The sequence below is a fragment of the Planococcus sp. PAMC 21323 genome, from assembly GCF_000785555.1.
Classification (GTDB): Bacteria; Bacillota; Bacilli; order Bacillales_A; family Planococcaceae; genus Planococcus.
Window position 1 is genome coordinate 1,825,812 of sequence record NZ_CP009129.1, and the last position, 22,897, is coordinate 1,848,708.

Consider the following 22,897-nt stretch of genomic DNA (forward strand, 5'->3'; position numbering starts at 1 on the left):
GTTACATGTCTTTTAAAGGTAATAAAAATACAAATGAAGTGCCCAGCCCTACATTGCTTTCTGCATAAATCTTACCTTCATGAGCTTGGATAATATTGCTCGCAATTGCTAAACCAAGACCTGTTCCGCCTTTTCCAAGCGTTCTCGCCTTATTTGCTTTATAAAATCGCTCAAAGACAAATTCCAAATCTTCTTTTGAAATGCCGACCCCATTGTCATTGATCGAAATCTTCGCGTACTCTTTTTCTTGTTCGACACGAACAACCACTTGCCCTTCTTTAGGCGTATGGCGTATGGCATTATCGATTAGATTCGTCATAACCTGCTCGATGCGATCTTCATCAATCTCAGTTGCCGCCCAATCATCGATAGTCGTTTCGAATGACAAATAGACGCCATTTTCTTTCGCAATTTGAGAAAATTTAAGTGTCATGCGTTCAATAGAGCTGTTTAATTGCACAATTTCTTTATAAAGTCGCATATATCCTGATTCTAAACGAGCTAAGTTTAATAAATCAGTGACCAAACGCCCCATCCGCTGTGATTCTTCGTAAATAATTTTCGTCATTTCGCGACGCTCTTCCTCCGTTGCACCCACATCATCTAAAATCGCTTCACTATAGCCTTGGAGCATAGCAATAGGCGTCCGCAATTCATGGGATACATTTGCGATAAAGTCTTCCCTAAGCTTCTCTAAACGATGCTGTTCTGTCATATTATGCAAAACGGCGACAGCTCCACGTATCGATTCACCACTATACAAAGGGCTAAAATTAATGGCGTAATAGGCACCTTCAATTTCAAGTTCTTCTTCTATCTCTTCCTGAAACCCTATAACATGATCGAGCATATGCAACATTTCTGCAGGCAAAGATCGCGCTTCTGTAGAACCACTTTTTAAAGTCCATTGCTTCAATAGTTTTTCGGCGGGCGGATTACTTAACAAGACGGTTTTATCTTGATTAAATGTGATAACCGCATCTGCCATCGATGTCAAAATGCTTGAAAGCTGTTCTTTTTCCTGATTGATTACTTCAACATGATGTTTTAATTGACGGCCCATTTGATTAAATGCAATGGCCAATTGACCAATTTCATCACTAGAAGTCGCTTTAACTTTTGTATCGAAATTGCCTTTCGCTAGCTCAAATGCACCTTCACGCATTTTCCGAAGAGGTGATGTAATTCGCGAAGATAAAAAGAATGCAAAAAAGGTTGTTAATAAAAGAGCGATAAATGCTGATAAGAATACAATATTGGTCGTACGTTCCGCTGTGCGATCCATTACTTCTAATGACTGGTAAATGAATACAACTCCATGCTCTTCTTCTCCAGTTTTTAATGGACTGGCTAAAACAATATAGGATTCTAGACGATTTTTTTCCGTTAGTGAAGGCAATAGCATTTCCTTCATCACGGTTTCGTTCGTTTCAAACACTTTCTGAAATGCTGGTTCATTTAATATTTCTTGTCGTGTCTTTTCACCATTCAGTCCATCATGAATATAATAACTACTGTCAAAAGGGACTTCCGCTATAACAGCATTTGTTTCAGCACCGATAATATCGCCAATGATTTCTAATGAACTGACTACTTCTTCGTGCTCGTTAAAAATATTTGCAATCATATTTGCTTCGCTATTCAACGCTTCTTCCACCGTCTGACTGTGATAGTTCCCTAAAAACTCTAAGAGTAGGACGGTCACAATAAAAAGGACAAAGGAAACGAGAAGCAGGATCGTAATCCAAAGCTTCCCGACGACACTATTCCATATTCTATTCATTGCCGACCTCAAATTTATAGCCGACACCCCAAACCGTAACAATCATCTTCGCAGCAGATTCTGAAACGCGGTTCAGTTTTTCGCGTAAGCGTTTGACATGCGTATCTACTGTTCGTAAATCACCGAAAAAGTCGTAATGCCAAACTTCTTTTAGTAAATGCTCACGGTCAAACACTTTGTCTGGCGCTTTTGCTAAAAAGTACAATAATTCGTATTCTTTTGGTGTTAAGTTTACTTCTACACCATCAGCCGTGACACGATGTGCATCGTGATCAATCGTCAAATGTGGAAAAACAACAAGATCTTTTGAAGCTGTTGAATTAGAAATCGGAGAATAAGCAGCCGAACGGCGTAAGATTGCTTTAACACGTAAGACTACTTCTCTTGGGCTAAAAGGTTTCACAATATAATCATCTGCCCCAGACTCGAAACCTTCCACACGGTTAGCTTCTTCACCTTTTGCAGTAAGCATAATGATCGGTGTCATTTTAGTTTCACGTAATTCTGTAGCAACAGAGACACCATCTTTTTCAGGCATCATCAAATCAAGCAAGATACAATGATAATCTTTTTCCAAAGCCATATCTAATGCTTGAACTCCATTTTCTGCTTCTTCAACTACATAGCCTTCACGTTCTAAATACATTTTCAATAAACGTCGAATCCGTTCCTCATCATCTACTACTAAAATCGTAATTTCCTCTGACATACTAATCCCTCCAACTTTCTACTGTTATGTCTCATTGTACCGATAACTTTTGCAAAAATAAAGAAAAGTGTAAAAGAACTCGATAGTCCTAATCAAAATAAAAGGCCCTTTCCGTTACCGGAAAAGGCCTGCTTGTTATGCGTAAGAATGCAACCCGGCGATTATTAAGTTTACAGCAACCAAGTTAAACATGATGATTACAAAACCAAGAACAGCCAGCCAGGCAGATTTCTCACCTTGCCACCCTTTGCCTAAACGCAAATGCAAGTAAGCAGCGTAGAATAACCATGTGATCAATGCCCATACTTCTTTCGGGTCCCAGCCCCAGAAACGAGACCAAGCAATTTGTGCCCAAATCATAGCGAAAATTAATGCACCTAATGTAAATATAGGAAATCCAATGATTACGGCACGATAACCAATTTCATCCATTAATTGCAAGTTAACATTTTTAACAAATGGTTTTAAAATCGCCGCTATCCGTTTTCTGGAAACTAAACGAATCAACCAATAAAGAATTGTACCAATCAAAATTGACCATACAACAGTTGTCAATTTTCCTGCGTGTACAATTGCAGGCATTTCAACAAGCGGTGTCATAGCATCATCCGTTAATGCAACATATTCATTCATGCCGAAGATTGGCGGCATTGTGTACGTCACAGCAGCATCTTTAGCTTCTTTATCAACGTAAGTAAATTCCGCTTCATAACCTGTTAACGAAAAGAAACTACTAGCTATAACAAACCCGAGAACTAGCACAAGTGAATACATAATGGCTTCTAAGCCCATACGTTGCTTCGATTTTTTTGTTAAATCTACAACTTTTAATAAATAAATCAATCCCGCAGCTGCGCTAATTGCCAAAATTCCTTCTGCAATAACTACTGTGCTAACGTGAATCGCTAACCAGTTTGTTTGAAGAGCTGGAATAAGTGGGCTCACTTCACTCGGGAACATGCTCGCAAATGCAATGATTAATAATGCGACCGGCAAAACAATCATGCCCAATACAGGCGTTTTATACAAGAAGTATAAAATGATAAATCCGCCAACTAAAGTCATTCCAAATGCTGTTGTAAATTCGAACATATTACTAAGTGGTGCATGACCTGTTGCTCCCCATCTCGTGAAGAAATAACCAAGATTGGCAGCGAAGCCGATAAGGGTAATGGTGATTGCAACCAGACCCCATCGTGACTCTGATCTAAAGGTTCCTTCTTTGTTTCCCTTGACCGCACCACCAAAAACAAACGTTGCGATAAGATAAGCGACAAAGGCTACGTATAATAAACTTGAACTTATTTCAGCTAACGTCATGACAATACTTCACCTTCCTTTTCCACTTTCTCTTGTTTATCGATTTCATCTTGCTGATCTGTGTAAGCGGGCAATGATGCATACTCAACAACTTGGTCTAAATCTTTTTTCAAGCCAAACCAGTTTTTGTTTGTGTGACCTGCTAGTAAAATGGTCCCGTCAGTTTTATGCTGAATCCAGAATCTACGGTGATTAAAATACATCCCTTGAGCTACACCAATCATAAAGATTAAACCGCCAAGTCCAAGAATCGGTAAAGTCCTGTCTTTACGAACTGTTAACCCAGAAACATCTCGTGTTTCAACGCTTTGGAAAGCTAATTTATAGTCATTGTCACCTAAAGGCTCAACCGTATTTTTAATCGTGATAAAGCTTGTTTCTCCTTCTGGTGTATCCGGAGTAAACAATTTCACTAAAAAGCCTGGGTTGTTCGGTAATGGTGTAGCCGTTTGTGGTTCACCATTTTCAAACCCTGAAAAATCCGGGTAATAACCAATCAATTTAACAGAAGCTCCATCATCAAGTTCATAATCTTTTTTCGGATCAATCAAATCAATAGTCAGTTCACCAAAAGATTCTTCTGTTTCTTTGTTAATAAATGAGAAAGTCATCGCTTTAAGCTCGTCTAGACGGAAGTCCATTTGATAAATAGCGTACCCATCAAATTTTAACGGTTGGTTTACGCGAATCGGATACTCTTTTACCACTTCCTGTCCATCAACTGCTCCAGGCAATGCATCTTCTTTCTTTTTGTACAAAACAATGTCCGTTTGGTAATTTTTTGCAACAGTGCCGACACGATCCAGTGCTTCACCGAAGATTTCTTCTCCGCCTTCACCTGAATAATTTTCTAGTTCGAAGTTTTTGTTTTCCAAGTAATAACCCGGCACTTCAGGAATAGCTCGTGTTTCTCCTTCACGAATCCAAAGACTTTCATCAATATAAAATCCTGGCATCATGCGCAGCATAACCCCAAATAAAAATATGATCAGTCCGATGTGATTAACATAAGGACCCCATCTAGAGTAACGGCCTTTTTCAGCTAATAAGCCATTTTTATCTGTGCGGACTTTATATTTCAATTCGGTTAATTTTTCTTCTGCTTTAGTTAGCGTATCTTCTGCTCCAGGTCCTTCAGCGTAAATTCGCTGCTTGTTCATAAAGCTTGGATGACGTAACACACGTTGGTTTTTTAATGATTTATAAAGAGGAACAAAACGGTCTAAGCTAGCAATAATTAACGAAATGGCTAGCATTCCAACCAATATAATAAACCAAGATGAGCTGTACAAATCATGAAAACCAAGTGTGTGATAGATTTGTCCGACTACGCCATACGTATCCGCGTAATAGTCTTTAATCGTTGCTTCTGTATTAGCAGGAACAAATGCTTGTTGTGGCAAAATTGTCCCAATTGCTGCAGCTACTAGCAATACCACAATAATACTAACACCGACTTTAACACTCGAGAAAAAATTCCAAATTTTATCGATAATCGATTTATTATAAGTTTGTGAGCGTCTTGCTGTTCCTTCGTAGCGCATATCGACCAGTTTGCTGTTTTGATCTTGTTCAGTCAAAGATCGACCGCACGATTCACATAGTTTCGTACCCGGCGGATTTGTATGACCGCATTGACATTGCAATTTTTCCATCCAAAAAATCTCCTTAGTCAGGTTTGATTTCTTCCATAAAGCCCTCAATATCCTGTTCTGTCATTTCGCCTGTAATGATGCGTTGTATATTCCCCTCTGGGTTCACAAGCACTGTCGTTGGCAACGGCCTTATATTATAAGCCGTCATCACACTTTTTGTTTTATCAATCACTACTGGAAAAGACAAGCCGTATTGATCAGCAAAAGATTGGACTTCAAAATCTGATTGAGCAATGTTTACCGCGAGTACTTGAACTCCTTCATTTGAAAAGACCTCATATTGCCTATCCATCGCCGGCATTTCTTTTGCACAAGGTTTACACCATGTACCCCAGAAATTCAAAAAGACGCCTTGACCTTCATAATCTGACAGTTTATGATCATTTCCTTCAAGATCTACTAATGTAAAGTTAGGTGCTTTGTCACCAACTTTCAGCACAGTAACATCTTCTGCTGTAGCACTGTTATAAATGGTATAACCAATCGCAGCTATCAAAATCGCTAAAATGATTGTTCGCATCATAGCTCTTTTTCGCTTTTTGTTATTCTTTTTTTGGTTTGATTTTTCTTCCATACTTGTTCCCCCCTTCGAGGTGTATTACGTAAACCTAATTATAACAAAGTTCAAACCGTCACAAATCAGGAGTTTTGAAGGGTTTGTGAACGTTAGAAATTTAGACGCGTTTGCCTGTTTCAGCTAACACGCGCAATAATTTAACTTCATGAGCAGATAGTTCACGTGATTCGCCCGCATTTAAGCCATGCAATGTTAAGAAAGCAAATTGTTCACGGCTCAATTTTTGGACTGGATAACCAATTGCCTCAAACATTCTACGAACTTGACGGTTTCTACCTTCATGAATAGTAATTTGAACAATTGCTTTTCCTGTCTTTTTATCGCCAGACAACAGTTTCACTTTAGCAGGTGCCGTCATGCCATCTTCAAGCTTTAGCCCACGCTCTAATTTTCTCAAATCATCTTTTTCAGGAATTCCTTTTAAACGAGCAACGTAGGTTTTATCAATTTCAAATTTCGGGTGAGTTAGCATATTGGCAAATTCCCCATCGTTTGTCATGATTAATAATCCAGATGTATCATAATCTAATCGACCAACTGGGTAGATCCTTTTTTCAATTCCTTCGAAAAAGTCTGTAACAACTTTTCTGTTTTTATCATCAGATACGGCAGAAATAACGCCACGTGGTTTATATAATAAATGATAGACTTTCTGCTCTTTTTCAAGCTGAACGCCTTCAACTTCGATTTTATCGGAGTTTGATACTTTTACGCCTAACTCTTTTATCGTTTTCCCATTTACTCTTACTTTACCGTCCAAAATCAATTGTTCTGATTTACGTCTTGATGCTACGCCTGCATGTGCAAGTACTTTCTGTAATCTTTCCATAAATAAGTTCACCTCATTAGTATTTTTTCGAAAAGCGTACGCCCCTGAGTCTTCAGATGCTGCAACTAGGTCGATAAAACATGTTTTATCTTACTTAGCCGAGTACTGCAAATATATTACAATAACTTGATATGCCGTTCGTTCCTCTCGGAATTATGTCACATTTTCCTTAAAAGCGGAAGCACTAAGCTCAAAAGAAAAAGAGACTGTCAAGTTCTCAGTCTCCTTGATAATTTTATACTTTCACTTCTTCTTTAAAGGTTTGTTGAAAATTCGTCATAAAAAGGTCGGTATCTTCATCCAAATCACTTGCTGTTTCTTCTGGTAATGGCGGAAGTTCTTCAAGGTTTTTTAAACCAAGATAATTTAAAAACTCTTTTGTTGTAGCATACAAAATGGCACGCCCTGTTCCTTCAACACGACCCGCTTCTTGAACTAAACCTTTTGCAGTTAATGTTTGAAGCGCTTTTTCACTTTTCACTCCACGTAAGTCTTCAACTTCTATTCGTGTAATTGGTTGTTTATAAGCAATTATCGCTAATACTTCTAACGAAGCTTGTGACAAAGATTGAACGGTTGGATTTTCGACTAGTTTTTGAATTGTTTCAGCAACTTCCTGTTTAGTAACTAATTGAAAAACCCCTGCCAATTCTTTTAATGCTATGCCGCTTACTGACGAACGGTATCTTTCATCTAACTCATTGATTCCTACTTGTAATTCTTCGTGGCTTACTTCTGTTAAAAATTGAAGTTGCTTTAAAGTTAGACCATCGTCTCCAGCCACAAAAAGTAAAGCTTCTATTTTACTCGAAAGATTCGTCTTCATATTCCCACTTGTCCTTTCTGAGTTCTACCATCAAATCAGTAAAATTCTTTTGCTGTTCTACTGCTACAACTTGTCTTTTCATCAATTCTAAAATCGATAAAAATGAAACAACAAGTACAGACTTATCATCTGAAGGAAATAATTCACTAAAAGATGTTCTGCCTTTTGACAACTTTAGCTGATCTACTATGGAAGTCATTTGTTGCTTTATTGAAATTTCTTGTCTAGCAATTCGCGCAGATAAAGGCGCTTTTAATTGTTTGCGACGAAGCATTTTTTGAAAAGCTCCTAACATATCATAAGCATTTACTTCTAAGTCTAGCTGATTATCAGGTAATGCTAATTGAATATCCGATAAATCCATAGGTGCTTTCGTATAAATTATGGAACGATTGCTTTCAAGTTCTTTTAAATTTTCTGAAGCATCTTTGAATTTTCGGTACTCTACGAGTCGAGACACTAAATCTTCCCTTGGGTCTTGCTCGTCAAATTCATATTCAACTTCATCCAATTCTCCTTCATGAACTGGCAAGAGCGTTTTACTTTTTATCGCAAGTAAAGTTGCAGCCATAACAAGGTATTCACTCGCCTCGTTTAACTCCAGAACTTGCATCGCGCGTATGTGTTCCATATACTGTGTAGTAATCTGGGAAACAGGAATATCGTAAATATCAATTTCCAAACGGTGGATTAAATGCAATAATAAATCAAGAGGACCTTCAAACGCCTCTACTTTCACTTCGTAAGACATGTTTATACCACCTGACTGTTAAAATACTCATCTATCCCGATTAATGGGCAATTATTCTTTATTATAGTAGAAAGGGGATCAAAATGCATCCACTTCAACATCCACTGTTTATTCAGTACATCGTAAATTTTAATTTAGAAAAAGATTTTTTCGAATGCCATGAAGTCGGCGAAGACTACTGGAAGCTAGTTGCACCGAAAGATAAAATGCATCCCCTTACCGGCTGGATTCAATTAGCGGTTGGTATGTACCATTGGCGAAGAAGCAATTATCCAGGTGCTTTACGCTCATTTATTCGAGCTAAAGTAAAGTTATCTGAAGGAGGCGTTTGGGTTGAGGGGTTTGATCATGAAAAGCTAATAGGCATTTTAACTTATTCGATCAAAGCTGTTACACAACGACAGCCTTTTGTCGTACAAGAAGTGCCGGTTGTTTCTGATGAGTTATTAAAAGCAGTTGAAATGTACTGCTCTGATAACCCTTTACCTCCACAAGACCCATATTTTCTTATGCACAAACATAGACTTCGCGATCGATCTGCTATCATTAGTTTGCGTGAACAAAAAAAAAGGCGAAACCTTTAATCTAAATTAAAGGTCGCCTTTTTTTACTGGACATTTTTTTAGAAACGCTTCAGTTTCATCTGTTGAAAGCATTTCTCGATCTTGCATCATATTCTGTATTTTCCCGATCATTTCATGACCGATTCCTTCTCCCCGATGTGATGGGTTTACAGAAATATGGTGAATTGTATAAGACTCTTCTTCGACTTTGACGCCCAATAAGCCAACAAAATCATCTTCTTTTTTCCAAAGGAACAATTGCCAATCCGGATTTTCTTCATAAATATGCATGGTCTGCTGAAGTTTTTTCAGCTCTCGTTCTTTCGGCATGAAAGACATTAGCCCCATAGCAATTTTTTCGAATGATTTCTTATATCTGAATAACATAATTAAATCCCTCATTTTCGTCTTAAAGCAACTTTCATCATACTACTATAAATCTCTTGAGAACTCAAGAGAGCCTTTTTTAGCCGCCAACAACATTTTCTGCAAAGAAGAGCCAGTAAACAATTCCCCACCCAATAGCCATCGCTAAGATAAATAACAGTAAAATGACATTACTTTTCCTCATTCTTGAACAGGCTTTCGTGTATATGGTAAGTCTTGTTTAACCAAATCATCATTTGTTTCACGTTTGACAACAAGCTGAGATTCACCATTTTCTACAAAAACAACGGCTGGTCTGGCAATACGGTTATAATTGCTGGCCATCGAATAGCCATATGCACCCGTGCAAAATACAGCTAAAATATCTCCCGCTGTTACAGCTGGCAACTCCGCTTGCTCGATTAATTTGTCACCAGACTCACAGCATTTCCCCGCGATCGTGTATTGCTCTGTTAAAGGTGCCATTGCATTATTGGCAATGACCGAACTATATTTTGCGCCATATAGGGCAGGTCGGATATTGTCAGACATTCCGCCATCTACTGCCGCGTACTTCCTAGTGTTTGGAACTTCTTTTGTCGAACCGATCGTATAAAGTGTTGTCCCTGCGTCACCGATCAACGAGCGACCTGGTTCAATCCAAATTTCAGGAATCGGGTAGCCAGAAGCATCGGCTGTTTGTTTTACTGTCTCGATCATTTGTTCCACATAAACTGCAGGCTCAAGGGGCGTATCTTCTTCTGTATAGCGAATTCCAAACCCTCCACCAAGATTTAATACAGGACACGTATAATCGAATTGATTTTTCCAACTCGCCATTTTTTGCATTAGCTTTTCAGATGCTAGTTGAAATGCACCCGTATCAAAAATTTGCGAACCAATATGGCAATGAAGACCTAATAAATTCAAATATTCATGGTTAAACGTTTGTTCAAATGCACGATCTGCTTGTCCATTTTTCAAATCAAAACCGAACTTTGAATCTTCTTGACCAGTTGTTATATAGTCATGTGTATGAGCTTCAATACCAGGAGTTACACGTAATAAGATATTCATTGATTGCTGCAATTGCTCAGAAAGTTTCTTCAATAAGTCAATTTCATGGAAATTATCGACCACAATACAGCCAACCCCCACTTCAAAAGCCATCTTTAATTCTTCTAGACTTTTGTTGTTGCCGTGGAAATGAATTTTTTCAACCGGAAATCCTGCTTTGACAGCTGTATATAGTTCTCCTGCTGATACCACATCTAGCGACAACTTTTCTTCAGCTGCTACTTGGTAGATGGCAATTGTTGAAAAAGCTTTACTTGCATAGGCAACTTGATAACCTATTCCTGCTTTTTCAAAAGTTTCTTGAAAAGCTTTAGCACGATCACGAAATAATTGAATATCGTATACATAAAGAGGAGTACCATATTCTTTTGTCAACTCTACTGAATCAGTTCCACCGATTGTTAAATGACCTTGGTCATTAATTGTTTGTGTGCCGTATAAATGCAATTAAAGCCCCTCCTGATATTCGCTTTATAAGAAAAATCTTGCTGAGCAATTACCCAGCAAGATTTTTTGTTAATCGGTTATCAAAGCTGAAATTAGTTTGATTTTCTCAACCGGTTTACTTGTATATTCAATACTATTATATATCATTTTAGAACATTCTGCGAGCTCTTCTGTATTCGAGTAGATGGTTGCGATTGACTCACCCTCTTTTACGAAGTCTCCCACTTTTTTACGAAGAACGATTCCAACAGCTAAATCGATTTCCGACTCTTTTGTTGCACGTCCTGCACCAAGTACCATTGCAGCTGTTCCAATTTCATCCGCTTCCATAAATGAAATATATCCTTCTTCTTTTGAAGGAACCTCTGTTACAAATTTAGCTTGTGGCAATAATGTGACATCATCTACTACAGCTGGATTTCCACCTTGGTCTTTAATGAATTGTTTGAACATTTTTAAAGCTTGTCCATTTTCAATTACGTTTTCTAACATCGTTCGTGCTTCTTCAAGTGTTTCTGCTTTTCCACCAACAACAACCATCTGGCTACCAAGAACCATGCACAATTCTGTTAAATCTTCTGGACCATTACCTTGTAAAGTTTCAATCGCTTCTTTAACTTCTAATGCGTTTCCAATAGCAAACCCAAGAGGTTGGCTCATGTCGGAAATAATCGCCATCGTTTTTCTACCTGTTGCATTGCCGATGCCGACCATAGCATGTGCTAGTTCTTTAGCGTCTTCAGGCGTTTTCATAAATGCACCTTCGCCCGTTTTAACATCTAAAACGATTGCATCTGCTCCTGCCGCAATTTTTTTACTCATAATCGAGCTTGCAATTAATGGAATGCTATTAACCGTTCCTGTCACATCACGCAGTGCATACATTTTTTTATCCGCCGGAGTTAAGTTGCCACTTTGACCTATTACCGCTAACTTATGATCATTTACTTGTTTGATGAAATCTTCTGTTGAAAGTTCAACATGGAAACCTTCGATTGCCTCTAATTTGTCTATCGTTCCACCCGTATGCCCAAGTCCGCGCCCACTCATTTTTGCAACGGGAACACCGCATGCAGCAACTAAAGGACCTAACACTAAAGTAGTCGTGTCGCCCACGCCACCGGTAGAATGTTTGTCTACTTTAATGCCTTCGATTGCTGACAAGTCGATTTGGTCGCCCGACTCTGCCATCGCCATTGTTAAATCTGCACGTTCACGCTCTGTCATGTTTTGAAAATATACCGCCATGAGGAAAGCACTCATTTGGTAATCAGCAATATCGCCCTTTGTATATCCTGTGATAACGAATTTAATTTCTTCTGTCGTTAACTCATTGCCATCTCTTTTCTTTTCAATTACATCTACCATTCTCATGCATATTACCGCCTTCTTGATTTGATTTTCGAACAGATTATCTACATTTCATCTATTGTTTATTGATTAATGCGAGATAGAAAGCTTTTGCCGAATTTAGGCATTTCTACTGAGAAGTTTTCAGCAATAGTAGCACCGATATCAGCAAAAGTTTTACCTGTTTCTAATTCTTTTCCTCCATTGAAACGTGGTGAATATGCTAAAAGCGGCACATATTCACGTGTATGGTCTGTCCCTGGGAATGTCGGATCGTTACCGTGATCAGCAGTAATGATTAACAAATCATCTTGCTGCATTTTCTCCAATACTTCTGGAAGTCGAGCATCAAATGCTTCTAAGGCATCTCCATATCCTTGAGGATTTCTTCTATGACCATAAAGTGCATCAAAATCTACTAAGTTCAAAAAGCTTAATCCATTAAAATCTTCTTCAACAACTTTAACAAGTTTATCCATTCCATCCATATTGTCTTTTGTACGAATAGCTTTTGTGACGCCTGCACCGTTATAAATATCATCTATTTTCCCGATAGCAATAACGTCTTTTCCACCGTCTTTTAATTCGTTCATAACTGTACGATCAAATGGCGCTAGTGCATAGTCATGTCGATTTGAAGTCCGCTTAAACGCTCCAGGCTCTCCAAGAAATGGACGTGCAATAATACGCCCTACTAAATATTCAGGTTCTAATGTTAATTCACGAGCAATTTCACAAATACGATACAATTCTTCTAAAGGAACAATTTCTTCGTGAGCTGCGATTTGTAAAACCGGATCTGCAGATGTATAAACAATAATTGCACCTGTATCCATATGCTGTTGACCAAGTTCGTCAAGAATTTCAGTCCCACTCGCTGGTTTATTGCCGATTACTTTACGACCAGTTTTTTCTTCAAGTTGCTTTATTAATTCTTCTGGGAAACCGTTTGGATAAACTTTAAATGGGGTGTCAATGTTCAAGCCCATAATCTCCCAATGTCCAGTCATAGTGTCTTTTCCTACTGAAGCTTCTTGTAACTTGCCATAATATGCAGCCGGTGAATCTATTTTTGCAAGCCCTTTCACAGGCACGATGTTGCCAAGGCCTAAATTCTCCATATTCGGCATTTTTAGCCCGCCTACTGTTTCTGCAATATGTCCAAGTGTATCTGACCCTTTATCGCCATAATCTTCAGCGTCTGGTGCTTCTCCAATACCTACAGAGTCTAGTACAACTAAATGTATACGTTTAAATGGGTTGGTCGTCATAAGTATTCCTCCTTATTTTGCTTTTAGTTTACCACATAATCTAACATTGTCGGAAGTCAGACCTATTTTAAGCACGTGGATGAAATTGAGAATAAACATCTTTCAATCGGGTTTTACTAACATGTGTGTAAATTTGCGTTGTAGATATATCTGCATGGCCAAGCATTTCTTGAACGGCACGAATATCTGCTCCATTTTCTAATAGATGCGTAGCAAAAGAATGACGCAAAGTATGTGGTGTCAATTCTTTCTGTATACCCGCTTTTTGAGCATGTTGCTTTAAAAGTTTCCAAAACCCTTGGCGAGTTAAGCGTTTTCCTCGTTGATTGATGAACAACGCGTCTGTCTTTTCACCACTTTTCAATAAATCGATCCGTCCTTTTTCAAGGTACGCTTGGCAAGATCTTAGAGCGGAATTTCCTAAAGGAATAATGCGCTCTTTACCACCTTTTCCTGTGCAACGTACAAAGCCCATTGTTAAATGAACATCTTCTATATCCAGATTAATGCATTCACTAATACGCATCCCACTGGCGTATAATAATTCTAGCATCGCTTGATCACGCAATCCGTTTGCTTTATTGGTAGCAGGCGCTTGTATTAATGCGTCTACCTCCTCTATAGATAAAATATTTGGCAACTTCTTATCCATTTGAGGCATTTCTAAATGAACTGTTGGATCAGTTTCGACAATACGTTCACGAATCATAAATTGATGAAAAGATCGGATGGAAGATATATGACGCGCTATTGTTCGTGACGTTTTTGTTGTTTCCTTTAAATGGCGTAAATGATTTAAAATATGGACGCGTTCTACCTTTTTTAAAGACTCTATTTGTTCAACTTCTTTTAAATATTGTAAATAAACTTTTAAGTCTCGTTCATAAGACGTTAATGTATTTTCAGCAAGCTGTCTTTCGACACGCAGAAAATGAATATAATCGTCTAGTGCATCTTTGCCAAAATTCATACGTCTGCCTCCTTCACTTTTCACATAATCCCTTTTGCACTCTCTTTTTCCCACAATAAAAGGACGACCGGTAGGGCCGTCCTTTTGGCATCGATTATTCTGATGGATTTTGAGAATTGCTGTCATTGCAGCGCCAGCAGATGCCATGGAAAGTAAGACGGTGGTCTTTAATTTGGAAATTCCAACGTTTCTCTACTATGTTCTCCACATCTTCTAAAAGATCCTCTTGTATTTCATCTACAGCTCCACATTCTAAACAAACAAGATGATGATGGAAATGTGCTGCACCTTCTTGACGCAAATCATAACGCGACACACCATCACCGAAATTTATTTTGTCTACAATTTTCAATTCAGTTAAAAGTTCTAATGTCCTGTATACTGTTGCCAATCCGATTTCCGGTGCAATGTCTTTAACTAAAAGATAGACGTCTTCTGCACTTAAATGATCTTCTTCATGGTCTAACAAAACTCGAACTGTCGCTTCACGCTGTGGCGTCAATTTGTAACTCGCAGCGTGTAATTGTTTTTTTATGCGGTCGATTCTAGTTTCCATGCGACGCCCTCCCTCAAACTGCCTTTATTATATCAAAAGGGAGTTCTCAATTACAACAATACTATTCACTCTTTAATAATAATCGTTATAAAGTAATAATAGTTTCAATTCTCAATTGATAAATGTTGCTTCGCCCATAATACAGCGAAAGCCGTTTTAGCATCATAAATTCGTTCGTCAGCGACCATTTTTTCCGCTTCTTCAATTGTGACTTCCATTAATTCAACAAACTCATCATCATCTAACACCGCACCATTTGTGGCTTTACTCAAACCTTCAGCTACGAACAAGTGAATGACTTCGTCTGCAAATCCTGGAGATGTCGCAAAAGTCTGTAGTTTGATTAGTTTTTCAGCTGTATAGCCCGTTTCTTCTTCTAATTCACGCATCGCTGTTGTTTCTGGCGCTTCACCCGGCTCTAGTTTACCGGCCGGAATTTCTACTAATGAGCGTTCCAACGCTTTACGATATTGCTCTACAAAAATGATTTTTCTATCTGGAGTAATTGCAATAATCGCAACCGCGCCTGGATGCTCTACTAATTCGCGTTTTGATGTGTGGCCATTCGGAAGTGATACGTCATCAACTTTCAAATTAATGACTTTCCCTTCATATATTCGATTGGAATGGATTGTTTTTTCTTCAAACTTCTTCATCTGGACCCTCTTTTCGTTTGTGGTATCTCTGACAAAAAGTATACCATACTAGTAACGACAGACTAAATGAGGTGGAAAAAGATGAAGAAAAGACAATTAGGTACAAGTGGGCTTGAGGTTAGTGAAATCGGCTTTGGCTGCATGTCACTACCTACTGATGAGAAAGATGCAGGACGAATTGTTGATGAAGCAATTGCTCAAGGCATTAATTATTTTGACACGGCCGATTTATACGACAGAGGAGAAAACGAAGAAATTGTCGGCAAAACACTAAAGCATCACCGAAATAATATCGTTCTCGCCACAAAAGTAGGAAATCAATGGAGCAACAACTCTGATGAGGTCCAGTGGAATCCAAGTAAAGATTATATAAAAAAACAAATTCACGAAAGTTTGAAGCGATTGCAAACTGATTATATCGACTTGTATCAATTACACGGTGGCATGATTACTGATAATGCCTTTGAAACAATCGAGGCATTTGAAGAATTGAAAAAAGAAGGATTAATTCGTGAATACGGCATCTCTTCTATTCGTCCAAATGTTATTAATCGTTTTCTTTCCGAAAGCGATCTGACGTCTATTATGATGCAATACAGCTTATTAGATCGTCGTCCTGAGGAATGGCTTGATACTATTCAACAATCAGGAGGCTCTGTAGTGACGCGCGGTACTTTAGCAAAAGGTCTTTTAACTGCCGAAGGTCTTGAACGAGCAAATAAAATTGATGGATATTTATCTTACGAGTCAGAAAACCTAAAAGACACTTTGCAAAAGCTTATGAACATTCACAGCAATCTTCACGCATTGTCTTTGCATAGTATCTTGCAACATCAAGCAATCGGATCGGTTGTAACAGGCGCTAGCTCTCCAGAACAAATCAAATCGACTATCAAAGCATATGAAACTAACATCTCACAAGAACAAGTAAAGCAAGCAAAAGCTGTTACACGTCAAGAGGTTTACAAAGAACATAGAGATTAAGCGTTTGTCGTCTGTAGATCAATAAATATAGTCATCAATCGTTTATTTTGTAACCTTAAAAATCTTATTTAAAAAATAGGCACTGAACTCTTATAAACACGAGAGCTTCTATGCCTATTTTTATTGTCTTTAACCTCAATTAAATTAACTCGAGAGCTTCTATTAATATGCATTAATAATACTCAAAAAACTCGTAGTTACTATAGTCTTTATAAGCTCCCGAGAAAAAGAATACTAAATTTTCTAAAAATATGGAAAAATAAGTTGTTTTTTTATTTTTATTTGTTATTATGAATAGATAGAATCACTTTTAAGTTAAAAAATAAAATAAGGAAGTGAAACTGTAGGCATTTTTACACAAGTCAATGCAAGTCGCAAAGTTTCTTTTTTTGTATGCAATACCCATTAAAGGAGGATGAAAAATGATAAAAAAGATTTTTACTACTGCAGCTGCATTAACATTAGTCCTAACAAATGCTAGTTTAGCACCATTAGCAGCTACAAGCTTTGAAGAACCGAGTAATGTCAAACCCGCTGATTATGCTACAGATGTCAGTTTGAATCCAACGTTAGAAGCGATCGTTAAAGATTCTACAGGGGCTGCTATTAACACCGTTGACTTTAAAAAAGGATTTAAGTATGACTTCGCTAGTAGCAATAACATGACGGGATTTGAAAACGATGCTGCTGAGAACCCTCTCTCTTCAAGTATCCCAACAAATTCTACTCCTTTAACGGACCAAAAAATTGATGCAATCGCCAAAAATGATAATAAAACTGCCCTTACGAAAAGTAGTAATGGTTTCCCATCTCAACGCTTTGTTGTTGATGTATCTAAAGATATGGCTGCCGGAAATGCTATCGAGATTTACTGGGAAGGTAAAACACTTGCAAACGGATTAGCAAACTTATCTGCATGGGATTACAAAGCCAATAGCTGGATTGCTTTGAGCCAACAAGAAGGTAATTCAAAAGGCAACGAAATTGTCTTGTCAGCCGAAATCGATAAAGAAAGATTTGTTAAGGACGGAAAAGTCCAAGCAATGGTCCATGACTCTGGTACTGTAACGAATTCTAAAGATGAAGACTTTACGATGTTATGGTTTTCTGACACGCAATATTACGCTGAAGACTTTCCTGATGTTTGGACTTCTATGACTGACTGGATGATTAAAGAATTTAAAAACAAAACATTTGAATATGCTATGCACACTGGTGACGTAGTCAACCAAGTGGATAAACCAGATCAATGGGAAGTTGCCAATAAAAACTTTGACCGCTTGGATGAAGCTAATATTCCCTATGGTGTTCTCGCAGGAAATCATGATGTTTCTATCGACACGCTTAACAATACTTACGATTATACAATTTTCGAAAGATATGTTGGACTGTATCGCTTCCAAGACAAACCTTGGTTCGGTGGATCTATGAATGATAAAAATCAAAACCATTATGATTTGTTCTCATTTGGAGACCACGATTTTATCTTCCTTTATCTTGGTTTTGGCACTAACGGTTCTGCTGAAACTGTTGCATGGGCTAATAAAGTGCTTAAACAATACGAAAATCGCAACGCTATTCTTGGCATGCACGAAAATATCAACTCTTTAGCCCAATATGTAACAGATGAGGCCAGAACTGTAAGCCGAGAAATTGTTAATCCGAATAACAACGTCAAAATGGTGCTTAGCGGCCATCACCACGGTTCAAATTACCGAGTAAAAGATGTAACAAATGAAGACGGTTCTAAACGGGAAGTATTAGAAGTGTTAGGTAATTACCAAGGCAACACTGCTCCTGACCGCGGACAAGGTTACCTACGTTTGTTAACATTTGATCCAACTGACGAAACATTGGATTTTGTTACGTATTCTCCATATTTAAACGATTACGATTTTGATCAGTTTGATCCAGCGAAAGAAAGCTTTACTGCTAATTTTGATTTAGCTGATGTCGAAGCTAAACCAAACCCAAGACAAATTGAAACTGATTACTTAGCTGTCAATATCTATACCGATCAAGCGATTGGCCAAGTTAAAAATGTGAAATCAGGCGACAAAGCTACCGTTCAATGGAAAGGTCTTAGCGAAAAAACAAACTACCAATGGTATATAAACATGATCAACGCTGCTGGCGAAAGTGAAAAATCCCCAGTTTACCAGTTTACGACTGGCGTAAAAGAACCTGATCCAGAGCCGGAGCCAGAACCAACTAAACCTACATTCCCAGACGTTACACCTGAAAAACCCGACTGGGCATATGAAGCTATTGAACGTATGGCTGGCAAAGGAATTATTCAAGGTTACCCAGACAAAACGTTTAAATGGAGAAATAGCATTGAAAGACAGCATGTTTCATTAATGTTTACTCGTGCTATACCAGAACTGAAAAGCAAACCACCTTACAAACTATTTAGCGATGTTCCTGTAGGGTATAAATATTTCGAACCAATTATGGCAACTCAACAAGCTGGAATTGTTGAAGGTTACGACAATAAATTCCGCCCAGCCGGTATGCTCACTCGCCAAGAAATGGCGAAGGTATTAGTTGTAGCATTTGATATTAATGCAAAAGGGTCACATAAATTCCCAGACGTTGATCCAAATGGATGGTCTGATCCATATATTGATGCATTATACGCTGCCGGTATCACAGTTGGTTCGCCTGATGGCAAATTTAATCCTAAAGCGGATGTTACTAGAGCCGAGTTTGCAGTATTTATGGACAGAGCATTAACTTACACTAAAAAACAATAAGCACAAGAAAGGAGCCTGCATTTGCAGGCTCCTTTCTTGTGCTTTATATTAATAATTCATATTAGAACTTATTTCCTTTATCGCCGTGACGTTCTAATAATTCTGCAAACGACAAATTCTTTTCTCGTTCTTTACGCTCAAATAAACGCTGCGCTTCTTTTTCTTCTTCTAGCTTTTGTTCTTCTTTGAGTAAATCTTTTTTCGTTTCTTTCAATTTCGATAGCATATCTTCTGAAAATAAACCGGTAGATTCTTCTTTTCTTTTAGCCACGGGTGCTCTCTCCTTATGGACGTTTAATGATTGTTGCGATTCCTTGACCGCCACCTATACATAAAGTTGCAAGACCTGTTTTCGCATCTCGTTTCATCATTTCATGTAATAACGTTACGAAAATTCGTGTACCACTAGCACCAATCGGGTGACCAATGGCAATTGCTCCCCCGTTAACATTTAAAATATCATGGTTAAATTCTAGTTCGCGATCAACTGAAATTGATTGAGCTGCAAAGGCTTCATTAGCTTCGATCAACTCGATATCGCCAAGTGACATATCCGCTTTAGTCAACGCATTTTTCACAGCTTGTACCGGACCAATTCCCATGATAGACGGGTCCACCCCTGCTGTTCCACTAGCTACAATTGTTGCAAGTGGCGTCAGACCTAGTTCTTGTGCTTTGGCTTTTGACATTACCACAACTGCTGCCGCACCATCGTTAATGCCCGATGAATTTCCGGCTGTTACACTGCCTTCTTTTTTAAATGCTGGACGCAATTTTGCTAGTTTTTCTTCGTTAGAGCTACTTTTCACGTACTCATCAGTCTTAAAGATGATTGGATCGCCTTTACGCTGAGGAATTTCCACTGGCACAATTTCGTCGTCAAAACGACCTGATTCAATTGCTGCTGCTGCACGCGCTTGTGAACGTGCTGCGAATTTATCTTGTTCTTCTCTTGTAATATCATATCGATCACATAAGTTTTCTGCTGTAACGCCCATGTGATAATCGTTGAATGCACATGTTAGTCCGTCAGTAATCATGCTATCAACTACTTTTTGATCTCCCATGCGGAAACCACTGCGGGCATTTTCCATTAAGTAAGGCGCACGACTCATGTTCTCCATTCCGCCAGCTACCACAATTTCTGCATCCCCTGCATAAATCGCTTGGTAAGCTAATTGAATCGATTTTAATCCAGAGCCACAAACCTTATTAATTGTCATAGCTGGAACAGATTCTGGAAGTCCTGCATTAATTGATGCTTGACGAGCCGGATTTTGACCAAGTCCCGCTTGAAGCACATTCCCCATAATAACTTCTGACACTTGCTCAGGTTGAATGCTCGCACGTTTTAGCGCCTCTTTAATAACGATTTCCCCAAGTTTTGTTGCTGGAACATCTTTAAGAGACCCTTGAAATGAACCTACTGCAGTTCGGACAGCGCTTACAATAACGATTTCTTGTGACATGAATTTTTCCCCCTTGAATGATTGTTTGCTAGTTGCTCTTTTATCCCACTCCTCTATACAATAGATAATAGGGGGGATACTATGTTCAGTTTACCAAAGAATGCCACGATTATCGAGGTTGGGCCACGAGATGGTCTCCAAAATGAAGAGAAGCTTGTTGGAACAGAGGATAAACTTCAATTTATTAGCGCTTTGCAAAATGCAGGAATCCAAGAAATGGAATTAACGTCCTTTGTTTCGCCAAAATGGGTGCCTCAAATGGCAGATTCAAAAGAAATAGTCGCCAGGGCAAAAAAACTGGGCCGACAATTTGTACTAACGCCCAATGAGCGTGGGATTAACGCCGCTCTTGAATCCGGTGCACAATCACTCGCTGTTTTCGTAGGTGTTTCTAATACATTCAATAAAAAAAATATTAATAAAACAACACAAGAAAGTATGGCAGCTTTAAAGCCACTCATTCTTGAATTGAAAAAACATCATGTTTTTGTACGCGCCTGTATTTCTACAGCGTTTTATTGTCCTTTTGAAGGAGCGATTTCTCCTGAAGCGACTATTGACCTTTGTCGTGAATTTGTCGATTGGGGTATCGATGAATTGAGTGTGGCAGACACCATTGGAATGGCTAATCCACAAGAAAGTTATAACTTATTTAAAAAGCTCATTAAAGAATTTCCAGAAGTGTTAATGACAGCACATTTCCACGACACGCGTAAAATGGCGTTAGCTAATATTGTTTCCGCATTGCAAGCAGGCGTAACACGCTTTGATACTTCTGCAGGTGGTTTGGGTGGCTGTCCTTTCGCTCCGGGAGCAACAGGCAATGTGGCGACAGAAGACGTCATTAACATGTTACACCGTATGGATATTCAAACAGGAATAGATCTAGACTTACTTTGTGTAGCGATTGAAAAAATAGAACCGTATGTGACAAACTCAATAACTACAGGCATGTACACATTATACAAAAATCGATCTTAAGGAGCTTACGCTATGAAGAAAAGATTAATCTGGACTTCAGCAATTGTTTCTAGTTTTTTGACAGCATCCGCTACCATCGTAGGAATTATCGCCAGTAACCGACTCATGTATGTAAAGAAAAAAGATGATCAATTGATTTTAGAAAGAGAAATTACAGCTAAACGCTATGACGAAGCATGGTATGCAAAAGTACCAAAAAGCGAACAGTGGATTGAATCAGATAACGGTTACCCGATTAAAGCCATTTTTTTAGAACCTCATGATACTAATCGTTACGTTATCATTTGCCATGGTGTAACTGAATCAAAAGTCAACTCATTTAGATTTGCTCGGATGTTCGAACACTTAGGATTTAACTCGGTCGTTTACGATCACAGACGACACGGCGATTCAGGTGGAAAAACAACCAGTTTTGGCCATTTTGAAAAATTGGATTTAAAAGCGGTCGTAAAAGCTCTCGAGTTACACGTAGGACCTAACTTGTTTTATGGCATACATGGGGAATCCATGGGCGCAGCTACCACTCTTTTATACGGTGGTATGGAAGATACGGCCAATTTTTATATTTCAGATTGTGCTTATTCCGATATATCCGAACAAATTTTACATGTCATGAGAACAACGACGCCATTACGCACGACTTTAGCATTGAGACTCGCAAGTCTTTTCATGAAAATGCGTGATGGTTATTCCATTGCTACAGTGTCACCACGAGAAACTATAAAAAATATTAAAAATCCTGTACTTTTTATACACAGCATTAACGATGATTTTGTTTTACCTAAAATGAGCGAAGAACTTTTCGCATTAAAACAAGGTCCAAAAGAGTTAAAGATGTTTTCAGAAGGTGCCCACGCACAGTCTTTTAATAAAAACCCAGAAGAATATGAAGAAACCGTTGCTGAATTTTTAATGAAGTACGGATTATTAACACCTAAAAAAGAAGCTACACCCATATCTTCTTCAGCTACTTTAGCAACATATAAAACATAAGAAAAAGC

Annotated in this window: 22 protein-coding genes; 5 read left to right on the forward strand and 17 right to left on the reverse strand. The window is 38.4% G+C overall.

What is annotated here, in order from left to right; all coding sequences use genetic code 11:
• Position 1: 1 nt before the first annotated feature.
• The 8 genes from PLANO_RS09280 to PLANO_RS09315 all read right to left on the reverse strand — a co-directional run bounded on the left by PLANO_RS09280 (position 2) and on the right by PLANO_RS09315 (position 8,450).
• A complete protein-coding gene (locus PLANO_RS09280; protein WP_038704179.1) occupies positions 2 to 1,783 on the reverse strand; it encodes an ATP-binding protein in 1,782 nt (593 codons plus the stop codon).
• Complete coding sequence (locus PLANO_RS09285) at positions 1,776 to 2,492, reverse strand: response regulator transcription factor (protein ID WP_038704180.1); 717 nt, start codon at positions 2,490 to 2,492, stop codon at positions 1,776 to 1,778. The genes PLANO_RS09280 and PLANO_RS09285 overlap by 8 nt, the downstream gene beginning before the upstream one ends.
• Before the next feature lie 135 nt (positions 2,493 to 2,627).
• The gene (ccsB, locus tag PLANO_RS09290; RefSeq protein ID WP_038704181.1) at positions 2,628 to 3,812 is read right to left on the reverse strand and encodes a c-type cytochrome biogenesis protein CcsB; all 1,185 of its coding nucleotides are present in this window, start codon (positions 3,810 to 3,812) and stop codon (positions 2,628 to 2,630) included.
• The gene (locus tag PLANO_RS09295; protein WP_038704182.1) at positions 3,809 to 5,467 is read right to left on the reverse strand and encodes a cytochrome c biogenesis ResB family protein; all 1,659 of its coding nucleotides are present in this window, start codon (positions 5,465 to 5,467) and stop codon (positions 3,809 to 3,811) included. Before PLANO_RS09295 ends, ccsB begins: the two co-directional genes overlap by 4 nt.
• Positions 5,468 to 5,480: 13 nt before the next feature.
• A complete protein-coding gene (gene resA / locus PLANO_RS09300) occupies positions 5,481 to 6,041 on the reverse strand; it encodes a thiol-disulfide oxidoreductase ResA (protein WP_038704183.1) in 561 nt (186 codons plus the stop codon).
• A gap of 100 nt (positions 6,042 to 6,141) precedes the next feature.
• Positions 6,142 to 6,873: a pseudouridine synthase gene (locus PLANO_RS09305; RefSeq protein ID WP_038704184.1), complete on the reverse strand. Its 732-nt coding sequence runs from the start codon at positions 6,871 to 6,873 to the stop codon at positions 6,142 to 6,144.
• A gap of 235 nt (positions 6,874 to 7,108) precedes the next feature.
• Positions 7,109 to 7,699 (reverse strand): SMC-Scp complex subunit ScpB, encoded by a 591-nt coding sequence (scpB, locus tag PLANO_RS09310; protein ID WP_038704185.1) that lies wholly within the window; start codon positions 7,697 to 7,699, stop codon positions 7,109 to 7,111.
• Positions 7,677 to 8,450 carry a segregation/condensation protein A gene (locus PLANO_RS09315; protein ID WP_038704186.1) on the reverse strand — a complete coding sequence of 258 codons (774 nt, stop codon included), beginning with the start codon at positions 8,448 to 8,450 and terminating at the stop codon, positions 7,677 to 7,679. Before PLANO_RS09315 ends, scpB begins: the two co-directional genes overlap by 23 nt.
• 83 nt (positions 8,451 to 8,533) lie before the next feature.
• Here PLANO_RS09315 and PLANO_RS09320 point away from each other — a divergent pair, with 83 nt between their 5' ends.
• A complete protein-coding gene (locus PLANO_RS09320) occupies positions 8,534 to 9,034 on the forward strand; it encodes a DUF309 domain-containing protein (protein ID WP_038704187.1) in 501 nt (166 codons plus the stop codon).
• Positions 9,035 to 9,040: 6 nt separating this feature from the next.
• On the opposite strand, the gene PLANO_RS09325 is transcribed toward PLANO_RS09320, so the two are convergent.
• The 7 genes from PLANO_RS09325 to PLANO_RS09355 form a co-directional block, all read right to left on the reverse strand.
• The gene (locus PLANO_RS09325; RefSeq protein WP_038704188.1) at positions 9,041 to 9,400 is read right to left on the reverse strand and encodes a GNAT family N-acetyltransferase; all 360 of its coding nucleotides are present in this window, start codon (positions 9,398 to 9,400) and stop codon (positions 9,041 to 9,043) included.
• 180 nt (positions 9,401 to 9,580) lie between these two features.
• Positions 9,581 to 10,903 carry a diaminopimelate decarboxylase gene (gene lysA, locus PLANO_RS09330; RefSeq protein WP_038704189.1) on the reverse strand — a complete coding sequence of 441 codons (1,323 nt, stop codon included), beginning with the start codon at positions 10,901 to 10,903 and terminating at the stop codon, positions 9,581 to 9,583.
• Between the two features lie 69 nt (positions 10,904 to 10,972).
• On the reverse strand, positions 10,973 to 12,277 hold the full coding sequence (locus PLANO_RS09335) for a pyrimidine-nucleoside phosphorylase (protein ID WP_038704190.1): 1,305 nt from the start codon (positions 12,275 to 12,277) through the stop codon (positions 10,973 to 10,975).
• 59 nt (positions 12,278 to 12,336) lie between these two features.
• Positions 12,337 to 13,524, reverse strand: coding sequence for a phosphopentomutase (deoB, locus tag PLANO_RS09340; protein WP_038704191.1), 1,188 nt, complete (start codon positions 13,522 to 13,524; stop codon positions 12,337 to 12,339).
• 67 nt (positions 13,525 to 13,591) lie between these two features.
• Entirely contained in the window at positions 13,592 to 14,494 is a 903-nt protein-coding gene (xerD, locus tag PLANO_RS09345; protein WP_038704192.1) for a site-specific tyrosine recombinase XerD, read from the reverse strand.
• Positions 14,495 to 14,588: 94 nt separating this feature from the next.
• Entirely contained in the window at positions 14,589 to 15,050 is a 462-nt protein-coding gene (fur, locus tag PLANO_RS09350; protein ID WP_008430965.1) for a ferric iron uptake transcriptional regulator, read from the reverse strand.
• A gap of 104 nt (positions 15,051 to 15,154) precedes the next feature.
• Positions 15,155 to 15,706: an NUDIX hydrolase gene (locus PLANO_RS09355; protein WP_038704193.1), complete on the reverse strand. Its 552-nt coding sequence runs from the start codon at positions 15,704 to 15,706 to the stop codon at positions 15,155 to 15,157.
• 81 nt (positions 15,707 to 15,787) lie between these two features.
• Between PLANO_RS09355 and PLANO_RS09360 the strand changes: the two genes are divergently transcribed.
• Complete coding sequence (locus tag PLANO_RS09360; protein WP_038704194.1) at positions 15,788 to 16,690, forward strand: aldo/keto reductase; 903 nt, start codon at positions 15,788 to 15,790, stop codon at positions 16,688 to 16,690.
• Positions 16,691 to 17,112: 422 nt separating this feature from the next.
• Positions 17,113 to 19,446 carry an S-layer homology domain-containing protein gene (locus PLANO_RS09365; protein ID WP_038704195.1) on the forward strand — a complete coding sequence of 778 codons (2,334 nt, stop codon included), beginning with the start codon at positions 17,113 to 17,115 and terminating at the stop codon, positions 19,444 to 19,446.
• Positions 19,447 to 19,507: 61 nt separating this feature from the next.
• Here PLANO_RS09365 and PLANO_RS09370 read toward each other — a convergent pair whose 3' ends face one another.
• Together PLANO_RS09370 and PLANO_RS09375 are read right to left on the reverse strand one after the other, a co-directional pair.
• Positions 19,508 to 19,717 (reverse strand): DUF3886 domain-containing protein, encoded by a 210-nt coding sequence (locus tag PLANO_RS09370; protein ID WP_038704196.1) that lies wholly within the window; start codon positions 19,715 to 19,717, stop codon positions 19,508 to 19,510.
• A 13-nt stretch (positions 19,718 to 19,730) separates the two neighbouring features.
• A complete protein-coding gene (locus PLANO_RS09375) occupies positions 19,731 to 20,915 on the reverse strand; it encodes an acetyl-CoA C-acetyltransferase (RefSeq protein ID WP_038704197.1) in 1,185 nt (394 codons plus the stop codon).
• Positions 20,916 to 20,996: 81 nt separating this feature from the next.
• On the opposite strand from PLANO_RS09375, the gene PLANO_RS09380 reads away from it, so the two are divergent.
• Positions 20,997 to 21,896: a hydroxymethylglutaryl-CoA lyase gene (locus PLANO_RS09380; RefSeq protein WP_038704198.1), complete on the forward strand. Its 900-nt coding sequence runs from the start codon at positions 20,997 to 20,999 to the stop codon at positions 21,894 to 21,896.
• Positions 21,897 to 21,908: 12 nt separating this feature from the next.
• Complete coding sequence (locus PLANO_RS09385; RefSeq protein WP_038704199.1) at positions 21,909 to 22,889, forward strand: alpha/beta hydrolase; 981 nt, start codon at positions 21,909 to 21,911, stop codon at positions 22,887 to 22,889.
• The last annotated feature ends 8 nt before the right edge of the window (positions 22,890 to 22,897 follow it).